The 13225-nt window shown below is 53.8% G+C and carries 12 protein-coding genes; 6 read left to right on the forward strand and 6 right to left on the reverse strand.

Going from position 1 to position 13225, the window contains the following annotated elements; all coding sequences use genetic code 11:
- Nucleotides 1–95: 95 nt before the first annotated feature.
- The gene (ptsP, locus tag NYE92_RS09995; RefSeq protein ID WP_013026987.1) at nucleotides 96–2342 is read right to left on the reverse strand and encodes a phosphoenolpyruvate--protein phosphotransferase; all 2247 of its coding nucleotides are present in this window, start codon (nucleotides 2340–2342) and stop codon (nucleotides 96–98) included.
- 12 nt (nucleotides 2343–2354) lie between these two features.
- Nucleotides 2355–2882, reverse strand: coding sequence for an RNA pyrophosphohydrolase (gene rppH, locus NYE92_RS10000; protein WP_013026988.1), 528 nt, complete (start codon nucleotides 2880–2882; stop codon nucleotides 2355–2357).
- 686 nt (nucleotides 2883–3568) lie between these two features.
- On the opposite strand from rppH, the gene mutH reads away from it, so the two are divergent.
- The 4 genes from mutH to NYE92_RS10020 all read left to right on the forward strand — a co-directional run bounded on the left by mutH (nucleotide 3569) and on the right by NYE92_RS10020 (nucleotide 6575).
- Nucleotides 3569–4246: a DNA mismatch repair endonuclease MutH gene (gene mutH, locus NYE92_RS10005; RefSeq protein ID WP_013026989.1), complete on the forward strand. Its 678-nt coding sequence runs from the start codon at nucleotides 3569–3571 to the stop codon at nucleotides 4244–4246.
- 100 nt (nucleotides 4247–4346) lie between these two features.
- Entirely contained in the window at nucleotides 4347–5057 is a 711-nt protein-coding gene (locus NYE92_RS10010) for a TerC family protein (protein WP_014605139.1), read from the forward strand.
- A gap of 118 nt (nucleotides 5058–5175) precedes the next feature.
- Nucleotides 5176–5394 (forward strand): YgdI/YgdR family lipoprotein, encoded by a 219-nt coding sequence (locus NYE92_RS10015; protein WP_014594481.1) that lies wholly within the window; start codon nucleotides 5176–5178, stop codon nucleotides 5392–5394.
- A gap of 140 nt (nucleotides 5395–5534) precedes the next feature.
- Nucleotides 5535–6575, forward strand: coding sequence for an NADP(H)-dependent aldo-keto reductase (locus NYE92_RS10020; RefSeq protein ID WP_013026992.1), 1041 nt, complete (start codon nucleotides 5535–5537; stop codon nucleotides 6573–6575).
- Between the two features lie 69 nt (nucleotides 6576–6644).
- Here the strand turns inward: NYE92_RS10020 and lysA are convergent, their stop codons facing one another.
- A complete protein-coding gene (lysA, locus tag NYE92_RS10025) occupies nucleotides 6645–7895 on the reverse strand; it encodes a diaminopimelate decarboxylase (RefSeq protein WP_014605138.1) in 1251 nt (416 codons plus the stop codon).
- 100 nt (nucleotides 7896–7995) lie between these two features.
- Between lysA and NYE92_RS10030 the strand changes: the two genes are divergently transcribed.
- Complete coding sequence (locus NYE92_RS10030) at nucleotides 7996–8916, forward strand: LysR family transcriptional regulator (RefSeq protein WP_013026994.1); 921 nt, start codon at nucleotides 7996–7998, stop codon at nucleotides 8914–8916.
- Here the strand turns inward: NYE92_RS10030 and NYE92_RS10035 are convergent.
- Nucleotides 8913–10076: an MFS transporter gene (locus NYE92_RS10035; protein ID WP_259018915.1), complete on the reverse strand. Its 1164-nt coding sequence runs from the start codon at nucleotides 10074–10076 to the stop codon at nucleotides 8913–8915. The two genes, NYE92_RS10030 and NYE92_RS10035, sit on opposite strands and share 4 nt — an antisense overlap.
- 367 nt (nucleotides 10077–10443) lie before the next feature.
- On the opposite strand from NYE92_RS10035, the gene NYE92_RS10040 reads away from it, so the two are divergent.
- Nucleotides 10444–11070 carry a hypothetical protein gene (locus tag NYE92_RS10040; RefSeq protein WP_013026996.1) on the forward strand — a complete coding sequence of 209 codons (627 nt, stop codon included), beginning with the start codon at nucleotides 10444–10446 and terminating at the stop codon, nucleotides 11068–11070.
- Here the strand turns inward: NYE92_RS10040 and NYE92_RS10045 are convergent.
- Nucleotides 11067–11561: a cupin domain-containing protein gene (locus NYE92_RS10045; protein WP_014594486.1), complete on the reverse strand. Its 495-nt coding sequence runs from the start codon at nucleotides 11559–11561 to the stop codon at nucleotides 11067–11069. The two genes, NYE92_RS10040 and NYE92_RS10045, sit on opposite strands and share 4 nt — an antisense overlap.
- A 136-nt stretch (nucleotides 11562–11697) precedes the next feature.
- Complete coding sequence (lysS, locus tag NYE92_RS10050) at nucleotides 11698–13218, reverse strand: lysine--tRNA ligase (protein ID WP_013026998.1); 1521 nt, start codon at nucleotides 13216–13218, stop codon at nucleotides 11698–11700.
- Between the last annotated feature and the right edge of the window lie 7 nt (nucleotides 13219–13225).

Raw genomic sequence — 13225 nt, forward strand, 5'->3', positions numbered from 1 at the left:
TTTCAGCCCTGAAAAGGGGACGTGATGCACATAAATTAGGGCTGGGCATCATAGCACAGCCAGTTTTCTGAGTAGCCGCAGAAATGTAACCTGGGTTAACGACCGCCGCGAATCAGGCCGCCCAGGCCGCGCTCTTCCATAAACGCCGAGACCAGCTGACGCACATCTGACGCTGAATAGGCTTTGAGCGCCTGGGTGCTGAGTTTCTGGACTTCTTCGTAATCCAGATGACGCAGCAGATATTTCACGCGTGAGACATTCTTCCCGTTCATGCTGAGATGGTGATATCCCATCCCTATCAATAGCGCCACACACATCGGATCGCCCGCCATTTCACCACATAAGCATAATTCCAGATTCGCCAAATGGGCTTCAATGGAAATTGCCTGTAGCGCACGCAGCATAGCCGGATGCAGCGAATCATACAGGTTCGCCACGCGAGTATTATTACGATCCACCGCCAGTAAATACTGCGTCAGGTCATTGGTTCCGACAGACACGAAATCGACGCGCGACGCAAGGTGCGGGATCATAAACAGCATAGAAGGCACTTCAATCATAATCCCGATGCGCGGCGTCGGAATGGTATAGCCGAGCATCTCTTCCACTTCTGTCCCGGCACGCTGAATGAGCCGCTTGGCTTCGTCGATCTCATCGATATGGCTGATCATCGGCAACAAAATGCTCAAATTGCCTGACGCGGCGTTAGCACGCAGCATGGCGCGCACCTGCACCATAAAAATCTCGGGTTGGTCGAGCGTGAGACGGATGCCCCGCCAGCCCAGGCAAGGATTCTCTTCACTGATTGGCATGTAAGGCAGTTGCTTATCTGCCCCGATATCCAGCGTGCGCAGCGTTACCGGCTTTTCGTGGAACAGCTGCAGCATGCCCTGATACTGAGCAACCTGCTCTTCTTCCGATGGAAAACCGCTTTGCAGCATAAAGGGAATTTCAGTGCGGTAAAGGCCAATGCCGTCAACCCAGCTGCCCAGCGTTTGCTCATGCTCCGGGCTCAGCCCCGCGTTCAGCATAACCTGTATACGTTGACCGCTACGCAGCTCGCCCGGCCTGTCCACGCCGCCTTCAGCCATTTTGCTGAGGGCATTTTCTTCACTGATTAGCCGCTGGTACTCCTGCACCAGAACCGGTTCAGGATCGATCAGCAGTTCACCGCGATAGCCATCGACAATCAGCAAACGTTTGTTTAACTGACTGGGTTGAATGTCCGCGCCCATGACGGTCGGAATGCCCATCGCCCGGGTCAAAATGGCCGCATGGGAGTTCGCTGCGCCGTCGCGTACCACAATCCCTGCCAGCCGCTCGTGCGGAATTTCCGCCAGCGTTGTGGCGGTGAGTTCGTCTGCCACCAGCACGAAACGCTCAGGCCAGGCGTTCACGCCCACCAGAGAATCATCGAGATGGAACAGCAAACGTTGACCCAACACCCGTAGATCGCCGGCGCGCTCTTTCAGATAGCTGTCCGTCAGGCTGGCAAACTGGGCGGCAAACTTTTCAATGACGGTTTTGACCGCCCACTCGGCAACGGATCCCCGCTCGATCTCCGCGAAAAGATCCTTTTTCAGGCGTGCGTCCGTTAACAGGTGCGAGTAGAGATCGAAGATCGCCGCGCTCTCTTTTTGCGCGCTGGCGGTAAAGCGTTTACTGAAGCGACGGAATTCACTGGCGGCTTCGGTCATGGCCAGTGACAAACGCTCGCGTTCACGCTGCGGATCCAGCGTTGAGGCGGCAGAAACCTGATCGAGTAAGGGCTGGGTTTCGTCTACCCAGCCCGGCGCGACGGCAACGCCTGGGGCGGCAGCAATGGCCCGAATACGTGCCAGACGATACTGACCAAACAACTGACTCAGTTGCGATTGTGACAGTAAGGCAGCCAGCTGCGTGGCCAGGGTAACGAGAAACGACTCTTCACTTTCGTCGAACTGCCGATGTTCACGCTGCTGAACCACCAGCACGCCCATAAGCTGGCGGCGGCTGATAATAGGCACGCCAAGGAAAGAGCGATAGCGCTCTTCCTTTACTGAAGGAATGTACTTAAAGCTGGGATGGCTCTGCGCATCGGCAAGGTTAATCGGCTCAGCGAGTCGCCCCACCAGACCGACAATACCTTCATCAAACGCCAGCTTGACCGTTAGCCCACGCGGTTTTTTCAAACCGCGTGTCGCCATCAGGTAATAACAGCGACGTTCGTGATCGGCGAGGTAGACGGAACAGACTTCCGTTTCCATCGCCAGGCAGATCTCATTAACCAGAATGTCGAGTGCTTCATTCAGACGTGGCGCACTCGCCACCTTTTCAACAATTTCTCGCAACTGAGTGAGCATAAAGGGCGTGGCCTATCCTCTTTTACGTCGATGGGCAGGATGATTTCGCTGCACCGCACTCTCCTGCATGGACATCACTACGCCAGCGAATTCTTTCATCACCCGACGATAAACATCGCGCTTAAAAGAGACAACCTGACGGACCGGATACCAAAAGCTTACCCACCGCCAGCCGTCGAATTCCGGCGTGCTGCTGTGCTGCACATTAATGTCTGCGTCATTACACATCAACTGCAGAAGAAACCACTTTTGTTTCTGACCAATACAAACCGGTTTTGTGTCCCAACGCACCAAACGTTTTGGCAACTTGTAGCGCAACCAGTTACGGGTAGATGCAAGTATTCGAACATCTTTGCGGTGTAACCCGACTTCTTCGAACAGTTCGCGATACATCGCCTGTTCCGCGGTTTCACCGGGATTGATGCCTCCCTGAGGAAATTGCCAGGAGTGCTGTCCAAAGCGCCTGGCCCATAACACTTGCCCCTGCCTGTTACAAATTACGATACCAACATTCGGGCGGTAGCCATCATCATCGATCACCGGACTACCTCAAAAGCTAAAATTGAATGGTCTGATTGTTTCACACTCCTTACAGGCGGTAAACCACTGGATTTGCGGGCGCTTAGGGGCGTAATGTCGGGATAACTCACAGACTCATGCGAAGTTATAAACAAAAGTCCGTAAAAAGAGAGATCTTATTCACGTTTTCTGTGGATAGCTTTGTGCAGAACACGGGAGTTAACTGAATAACGTACCAGGATGAATCTGAAGGCACCAAAAACCAGACCACGATTTATTCTTGAAATATAAGCCTATTTTTTTACTCTGCTGCCTTTTACCCTGCCGGAAAGGGGGCGGATAATTCCTTCGTGCTGACAATTGGCTAAAGATCCACCACAATGCTTTTTATCCACAGCGATCGGCTCAAGCTTGCATCAAACGGCTTAATTTTTGTTGAAAAACAGCAAAGTCAAGGCTGTAAATGGAACCAGTAGGCAACCTGAGACGGGGTTATCCCATTTTTCTGTGGATAACTGGGCTTGAGATCCTGTTCATTGTTGATAGCAAGTTGGGATAACCTGCGACATGAGTTGGAGCCTGCCAATTTCGCTGTAAAAAAAAGTACTATGTTTCATGTTATTATGTGAGTTATACCGCGTTCTTTCCTGTGGAAAACCTGAGGCTGCCGCAGGCTGCTTAATTATTAATCATTATGAGTTATTCACATGACATTCCTTCCCGGGCCACCTGAAGACGAGTCAACACTGTTATCGCGCGCCCAGTCACTGGCAGGTTTAACGCTGCAAACCCTGGCCGACCAGGCAGGCATTCCGATACCGGCCAACCTGAAACGGGATAAAGGCTGGGTCGGGATGCTGCTGGAATGGCATCTGGGCGCCAGTGCGGGCAGTAAAGCAGAACAGGATTTCGCACACCTGGGAATTGAACTGAAAACGATCCCTGTCGATCGCTATGGCAAGCCGCTGGAAACAACATTTGTTTGCGTTGCGCCCCTCACCGGAAACAGCGGCGTCACCTGGCAAAACAGCCATGTCCGCCATAAGCTGGCGCGCGTCCTGTGGATGCCGGTAGAGGGCGAGCGTGACATCCCATTAGGCGAACGTCGGGTTGGCGCGCCGCTGCTGTGGAGCCCCGACGCGCAGGAAGATGAGATGCTGCGCCAGGACTGGGAGGAGTTGATGGATATGATCGTACTGGGTCAGGTAGAACGCATCACCGCCCGTCACGGTGCCTGGCTGCAGATTCGCCCCAAAGCAGCAAACAGCAAAGCCTTAACGGAAGGGATCGGCGATCGCGGACAGCCCATCATGACGCTGCCACGCGGGTTTTATCTCAAGAAAAGTTTTACAGGCCCGCTTCTGGCACGCCATTTTCTGGTCTGACAGCCTTATTCTCGCGTCCCTGACGGTATTTAAATGTGAGTTAGACAAATTTGGTGCGTATAATCTTTGTTTAATTTTCGTTTAGGATATGAGTGCAGGTATGTTCGAGTGGATTACCGATCCCAACGCCTGGCTGGCGCTGGGCACCCTGACCATTCTGGAAGTGGTTCTGGGCATTGATAACATTATCTTTCTGTCGTTAGTGGTGGCAAAACTCCCCAAACATCAGCAAGCCCGCGCACGCCGCATCGGTTTGATGGGCGCAATGCTGATGCGTCTGGGATTACTGGCCTCTATTGCCTGGGTCGCAAGACTGACCAACCCATTGTTTACCCTCATGGATCATGCTTTTTCAGCACGCGATCTCATTCTGTTGTTTGGTGGATTATTCTTGCTGTGGAAGTCCAGCATGGAGATTCATGAAACGATAGAAGGCGAAGAAGCCGAGCACAAAACCAACGTTCACTCGTTCATGGGTGCCATTGTTCAAATCATGTTGCTCGACATCATTTTTAGTCTCGACTCCGTTATTACGGCCGTGGGCCTCTCCGACCATTTGTTTATTATGATGGCGGCAGTGGTGATTGCGGTATTAATGATGATGGTCGCTGCCCGCAGTATTGGCGAGTTCGTTGATCGTCATCCATCGGTCAAAATGCTGGCTCTCTCGTTCCTGATTTTGGTGGGTTTTACCCTGATCCTGGAAAGTTTCGCGGTGCATGTACCAAAAGGTTACATTTATTTTGCCATGTTCTTCTCGATGGCCGTTGAGTGCCTTAACCTGATGCGCAGTAAGAAAAAAACGCACTAATGTTGTCAAGGGCGGCTCCGCGCCGCCCGGTTATTTTCAGATTGATACGATTAACCCAATCGGTAAAAGGATTTATTACTACACTTTTTGCAGTGGACGATTCGTGAGGATGAGCATAATGAAAGGGCTGAGTAAAATTGTATTATTGGCCGTTGCTGCGGTGACATTGGGTGGATGCAGTTCCAATTATGTTATGGCAACAAAAGATGGCCGGATGATTATGACCGAAGGCAAACCGAGCATTGATAAAGAAACGGGGCTGGTGCAATACACCGATCAGTCAGGCCATACGGTGCAGATCAACAGTGACGACGTTTCTACCATTATTGAACGCTAGATGCGAAAAGTATCGGCCTGTCGCCCCTCCCCCGCGTCGGCAGGCTATTTCTCTCTGTTATCCCCCTTTCTTAGCCGCTACGCCTCGCGCTATAGTCCCTGAAGTCATATTACTTATCCCTACAGAAAAGGAAGCCGGCAATGCACTATCACCGTATCCCCCATAGCTCGCTGGAAGTGAGCCAGCTTGGATTGGGCACCATGACGTTTGGTGAGCAAAACAGCGAAGCCGACGCCCACGCTCAACTGGATTTAGCCCTCAGTTCGGGCATCAACCTGATTGATACTGCCGAGATGTATCCTGTTCCCCCGCGTCCCGAAACTCAGGGGCTGACCGAAAAATATATTGGCAGCTGGTTAAAAAAGACCGGTAGCCGGGATAAAATCGTTCTTGCCAGTAAAGTTGCCGGCCCAACGCGCGGCAACGATGCGTCGATTCGCCCTAATATGGCGCTGGATCGCAAAAATATCCGCGAGGCGCTGGATGCCAGCCTGAAACGTTTAAACACCGACTACATCGATCTGTATCAGCTTCACTGGCCGCAGCGTCAAACCAACTTTTTTGGCAAGCTGGGCTATCAGTACAGTGAGAACAGCGTCCCTGTCACGCTGTTAGAAACGCTGGAGGCTCTGGCTGAGCAGGTGCGGGCAGGTAAGATCCGCTATATCGGCGTGTCGAATGAAACGCCGTGGGGCGTCATGCGTTATCTGCAGCTGGCAGAAAAGCATGAACTGCCGCGTATCGTCTCTATTCAAAACCCCTACAGCCTGCTAAATCGCAGTTTTGAAGTGGGCCTGGCGGAAATCAGCCAGCATGAAGGCGTGGAGCTGCTGGCCTATTCCTGCCTGGCGTTTGGCACGTTGAGCGGTAAATACCTGAATGGCGCGCAGCCCGCGGGTGCACGTAATACCCTGTTTAGCCGCTTTACCCGCTACAGCGGTGAGCAGTCTCAACTGGCGGTGGCGGAATATGTGGCGCTGGCCCAAAAACATCAGCTTGATCCTTCACAAATGGCACTGGCGTTTGTTCGTCAGCAACCTTTTGTGTCCAGCACCCTGCTGGGCGCAACCACGCTGGATCAGTTAAAGATCAATATCGACAGCGCCAACGTGACGCTCAGCAATGAGGTTCTGGAAGAACTCGAAGCGATCCATCGCCGTTACACCTATCCAGCCCCCTGACGGGGACGACCAGCCGTGCGGTGGCACGGCTGGCCTGTCCGTCATCGTCTTTCAACAGGCGCAGTAGCCTCATTCCAGCGCCAGCAGATCTTCAATGCGCTGCGCGCGGCGGATTTCTCTCGGCTCGCCGTTTTCAAACAGGATCTCAGGAATCAGTGGGCGGCTGTTGTAGTTTGAGGACATCGATGCGCCGTAAGCGCCGGTGTCGTGAAACACCAGATAATCCCCGACTTTCGCGGCCGGAATAGCGCGGGTTTCCACCTTGCCACCTTCAAGCTGTGTGAAAACATCGCCCGACTCGCACAGAGGGCCTGCAACCACGCTGTCGATCGTTGCCTGTTCATCGATCGCCCGGTTATCGCCCGCCATCACAGAGATATGATGGTAGCTGCCGTACATGGAGGGGCGCATCAGATCACTGAAGCCTGCATCCACCAGCACAAAGTGGCGGCTGCCCATCTCTTTTACTGCCCGAACCTGAGAGACCAGCACGCCTGACTCCGCGACCAGGAAACGGCCGGGTTCGATTTCCAGCTTCACGGCATGGCCCAGATGGTCCGCCACGCGCTGGCGTGCCGTGTCCCACAGGCCAAAATAGTGATCGGTATCGATCGCCTCTTCCCCGTAGTGATAGGGAATGGATAAACCGCCTCCGGCAGAGATAGCCTCAAGATCCTGGCCAAATTCCACGACCAAATCCACCATGGCATCGCAGACCTGCTGCAGGTGCGCATAGTCCACGCCTGAACCGATATGCATATGAATGCCGATCAGGCGCAGTCCATATTGTTCGATAGCCGCCTGAGCAGCGGGCAAATCGCTGGGCCAGATACCGTGCTTACTGTTTTCGCCACCGGTATTGGTTTTTTGGCTGTGCCCGTGACCAAAGCCCGGGTTAATGCGTAGCCAGACGGCATGTCCTGGCGAAACGGCACCCAGTTGATGCAGCATATCGACGGATCCGGCGTTAACCGGCACCTTAAGCTCTGCAATCCTGGCAAGCGTAGGGTTATCCAGGACATCGGCAGTGAATACGATTTCGTCACTGTCAGGCTGAAAGCCGGCCACCAGCGCACGCTCAATTTCGCCCAGGGAAACCGAATCAACCTTAACGCCCGCAGAATGCATCAGGCGCAGAATGTGGGTGTTAGAACAGGCTTTTTGCGCAAAGCGCACCACATCAAATGCGTGGAGTTGAGCAATACGCTGTTGGATAACCTGCGCATCATAAGCCCAGAACGGGCCGCTGTACTGACGTGCCAGCGGCAGTAAATTATCGACGTTCAGGGCGGTTTCGGTGGTATTAAGTGGACGAGGCATGGGTTTCTCCTGTGGCAATAAAACCATTAAGCCAGAATCGTGCCATGCCGAAAAATATCTGTTTTAATAGCATCTATGCAAAAATGATATGGAATGATGCATGGCAAAAATCAACTGGCGGCATATCGAGATTTTTCATGCTGTTATGACCAGCGGAAACCTTACGCAGGCTGCGACCCTGCTGCAGACGTCCCAGCCTACCGTCAGCCGCGAGCTGGCGCGACTGGAACGGCAGCTGAGTCTGACGCTGTTTGAGCGCGTGCGCGGCCGCTTACAGCCTACCGTACAGGGCTTACGGCTGTTCGAAGAGGTGCAACGCTCATGGTATGGGCTGGACCGCATCATTGATGCCGCAGAGGGATTACGCCAGTTTCGCCAGGGTGAGCTCTCTATCGCCTGCCTGCCGGTTTTTTCCCAGTCACTGCTGCCGCCCGTCTGCCAGACCTTTTTGCAGCGCTACCCTGATGTCAGTCTGAACATTATTCCGCAGGAATCCCCGTTACTGGAAGAGTGGTTGTCGGCTCAGCGTTACGATCTGGGCATTACGGAAACGCAGCACGCCCCCGCCGGGACCGATCGCCAGGCGCTGCTGACCTGCGATGAAGTGTGCGTGTTACCGCAGCACCATCGCCTGGCGCAGCGCGCCTTGCTGACGCCGCAGGACTTCGCCGGTGAGAACTATGTCAGCCTGTCGCGCACGGATAGCTACCGCCAGCTGCTCGACGCACTGTTTCATGAGCAAGGTGTGACACGCAGGATGGTGATGGAAACCCATAGCGCGGCGTCCGTGTGCGCGATGGTGCAGGCCGGAGTGGGGATCTCAGTGGTTAATCCGCTGACGGCGCTGGATTACGCCGACAGCGGTGTGGTGATGCGCCCTTTTAGCGTCGCTGTGCCTTTTACCGTTAGCCTCGTCAGGCCGCAGCATCGGCCGGCATCCGCGCTGGTAGAGGCGTTTGTGAACCACCTGCAGCAACAGGTGGCCCGTTTTCCTGAGCAGATTGCGGACAGACTCGCTTAGGCATGCACGCGGGCCGCAGCACCGCCGGATTTGCGGAAGGTGATCAAGCAAACCATCAGTCCAACCGCCGCCAGCGCGGCGGCGGCAACAGGAACCGCGGTCAGTCCATAGCCGCGCGCAATCACCGCGCCGCCCACCCAAGCGCCAAGCGCATTGCCAACGTTAAAGGCAGAAATATTAAGGGTGGAAACCAGATTAGGTGCCGCTTTACCGTGACGCACCACATTGATCTGCAGGCCGGGAACCGTGGCAAAGGTTGCCATTGCCCACAGGAACAAGGTGATCTCCGCCAGCCAGAGCGCGTGGCTGGTCCAGCTAAACAGCAGTGAGAACAGCGTAATCAGCGAAAAACTGCCTATCAGGCTCAGGGAGACTTTGCGGTCGGCCATTTTGCCCCCCAGAATATTGCCCACGGTCAGGCCCGCGCCAATCAGAAACAACGTCCAGCTCACGCCACGATCGCTGATGCCGGTAACCTGCAGCAGCAGCGGTGCTATGTAGCTAAACAGGGCAAACATGGCGGCAGCAAAACAGACTGTCATCAGTAATGACAGCCACAGTTTGCCGTTGGCCAGCGCGCTGATTTCGCTCGCCAGATCGACCGGCTTCTCATTCTTATTTCCCGGCAGGCTGGTGATTAAGGCAATGAAGGCCAGTACGCCGATAGCCGAAACGCCCCAGAATGTCGCACGCCAGCCAAACAGCTGACCAAACCAGGTTCCCAACGGCACGCCTAATACATTGGCCAGCGTCAGACCGGTAAACATCAACGCCACGGCAGAAGCCTGACGATCGGCGGAAACCAGACTGGCCGCGACCACCGATCCAATCCCAAAGAAAGCTCCGTGACAGAGGGCGGTAATCACCCGTGCCAGCATCAGCAGGTTATAGCTGTAGGCCAGAGCACACAGCAGATTGCCGATAATAAAAATTACCATCAACAGAATCAGCGTTTTTTTACGGGGCAACTTCGCCGTTAACAGCGCCATGATCGGTGCACCGATTGCTACGCCTAATGCATAGCCGCTAATTAACCAACCTGCGGACGGAATGGACACGCGCAAATCGTTTGCGACATCCGGCAACAGGCCCATGATCACAAACTCAGTGGTTCCGATAGCGAACGCACTCAGCGCCAGTGCAAGCAATGCAACAGGCATAACACTCTCCCAAAAATGATAATTACAACGAGACGGATGACGCATGCATCCTGATAAACGAGCTATAATTTATGATCTATATCACACTACGTATTACAGCATAGCTACCTGTCATCTGATACTCACATAACAACAACAATCTATTGCGTGTATGGCAATAATTGACACACACATCAACCAGGCTTATTAAACATACAGTTAGCGAGGATGCCGCCGCGTAACGCACCGGACGATGATAAAGGTTGCCAGCGAAGTAGCCGTTTTTTTGCTAATACCGATTTTAGTTATCAATAAAGTATTAGCGTTGCCGATATAGCTCTTATGAATCGCCAGATGAAATGCAGTCCAACTGACGCGGAGAGAGAAAATGCAACGGCTTATCGTTTTGATGGTAATCAGTCTTACAGGCTGCTCAGTCGGCCATTATGAATACAGTAGAGAAGCAGAGAAGCGCGTGGATATGACCGTAACAGGCATTCCCACCGTGCTGGGGCTGGGCACGCTGGGCACGACTATTCCCCTTACCCCTGACTACAGCCTCACGGCCGCCCACGTCGCAAAATATTCGCTTTACCGCGTGAAAGCCTGGCATCCTGAGTGCGATCTCGCGGTCGTCTACCACAAGAACAGCGAAGCCAACCTGCCACCGTCCTTCCGTAACAGCCATATTGGCGACAAAGTGAATCTTTACGGCTACAGCTTCATCTCTGCAATGCCCGTGAGCTCTACCGGGAAAAACCTGGTGAACACCACGCTGGCAAATGACTGGAACAAAGCGAACTGCGTTGTCGTGGCCGCCAATGCGGGCGTGGTTAAGGGCATGTCAGGGGGCGCGGTTTATAATGCATCTGACGACACGCTGGCAGGCGTGATTGTGGGTTACAGCCAGCGCATCAACGACAACAAGAGCGGAAAAACGCTGTATAAAGATGTGGCGCTCTATGTGCCCTACTCACGCTTCCAGACCTGGCTGGATAATGCTGTGAAATCTTAAGGCTTTTCGTCCGGCAGTCCGGGATGTGTGCCCATCTGCTGTTGCGGTGGGTTAAGCCACTTGTCTTCGCGCGTGGCTTCGTAGTCGCGGTTTAGCGGATAGGTAATGCGGTTCTCCGCTTTGCTGACCTCGCCGATCACCAGAAAGCGCGCGTCGGCGTCGCTGTTATTGATAAAGGTGTGACAAATGCCGGTACCGGCCGGAAACGCCACGGCCTCTCCCGGTGACAGCGGATACAATTCGCCATTGATCCACGCGTGTGGATAACCTTCCAGCACGAAGATAAACTCCTCTTCCGCACTTTCCGCATGGGGATAAGACATGCGGCGTCCGGGCGGCAACCTTTCATGATGAATGCCCAGCCGGGTTAATCCAGACAGTTTCGCCAGTGGTGTACCAATGGACATCAGCTCATCGCTATCGGAATAATGTTCGTTGTCTTCGCCTTCCAGCGCTTGCCAGTGAAGAATGCAGTCAGGACGTGGCTTCATGATGATCGCTCCAGGTTGAGATTGTCAGCCTGGCAGACGAGGGGGGATTACTCAAGTCGATGCACGTTGTGAGGTGTGGCGGGCAGCAGAAATGAAAAAGGCCGGAATCACCCGGCCTTTAACCAGCATCTGATAATTACTTTGAGCCTGGGCGCAACGCCGGGAACAGAATTACGTCGCGGATGGTGTGGCTGTTGGTAAACAGCATGACCATGCGGTCAATACCAATGCCTAAGCCTGCCGTTGGCGGTAAACCATGTTCCAGGGCGGTGACATAATCCTCGTCATAGAACATCGCTTCATCATCGCCCGCATCTTTCGCATTCACCTGCTGCAGGAAACGCTCAGCCTGATCCTGCGCATCGTTAAGCTCAGAGAAACCGTTGCCGATTTCACGTCCGCCAATAAAGAACTCAAAGCGATCGGTGATCTCAGGATTTTCGTCGTTGCGACGGGCCAGCGGCGACACTTCAGCCGGATACTCGGTAATGAAGGTTGGCTGAATCAGATGTGCTTCAGCGGTTTCTTCAAAAATTTCGGTCACTACGCGCCCTAAGCCCCAGCTTTTCTCGACTTTGATGCCAATGGTCTGAGCAATCGCCACCGCTTTGTCGAAATCGTCAAGATCGGCCAGATCGGTTTCCGGACGGTACTTCTTGATCGCTTCACGCATGGTGAGTTTTTCAAACGGCTTACCAAAATCGAATTCCTGCTCACCGTAAGGCACAACCGTGCTGCCCAGGATATCCTGCGCCAGCGTACGGAACAGGCTTTCGGTCAGTTCAATCAGGTCTTTGTAATCCGCATAAGCCATATAGAGTTCCATCATGGTGAACTCTGGGTTGTGACGAGGCGAAATCCCCTCGTTGCGGAAGTTACGGTTGATCTCGAACACGCGATCGAAACCGCCCACCACCAGGCGTTTCAGATACAGCTCTGGCGCAATACGCAGATACATATCGATATCCAGCGCGTTGTGATGCGTGATAAACGGACGCGCTGAAGCGCCGCCCGGGATCACCTGCATCATTGGCGTTTCCACTTCCATAAAATCGCGTCCAACCATGAACTGACGAATGCCGGCCATGATCTGCGAACGGATTTTGAAGGTGTTGCGTGATTCATCGTTGGCGATCAGATCAAGATAGCGCTGACGATAGCGCGTTTCCTGATCGGCCAGACCGTGAAATTTGTCTGGCAGCGGGCGCAGGGCTTTCGTTAACAAGCGCAGCTCTGAGCAGTGAATCGACAATTCGCCGGTTTTGGTTTTGAACAGCTTACCGCGTGCGCCGAGGATATCGCCCAGGTCCCACTTTTTGAATTGCTCGTTGTAGATACCTTCAGCCAGATCGTCACGTGCCACGTACAGCTGAATGCGGCCGCCCACGTCCTGCAGGGTAATGAAAGACGCCTTGCCCATGATACGGCGCGTCATCATACGGCCAGCCACGCTGACCTCAATGCCTAAGTCTTCCAGCTCTTCGTTACTCTTCTCGTCATAGCTGGCATGCAGCCGATCGGAGGTGGTATCACGACGAAAATCGTTAGGAAACGCCACGCCGTTTTCACGCAGCACGCTCAGCTTCTCGCGACGCGTTTTCAGTTCGTTATTTAACTCAAGTGCGACGTCAGCGCTCTGCGGTTGTTGTTCAGACATGTCGGTT

Source organism: Pantoea sp. B566 (assembly GCF_024793925.1).
GTDB lineage: Bacteria > Pseudomonadota > Gammaproteobacteria > Enterobacterales > Enterobacteriaceae > Pantoea > Pantoea ananatis.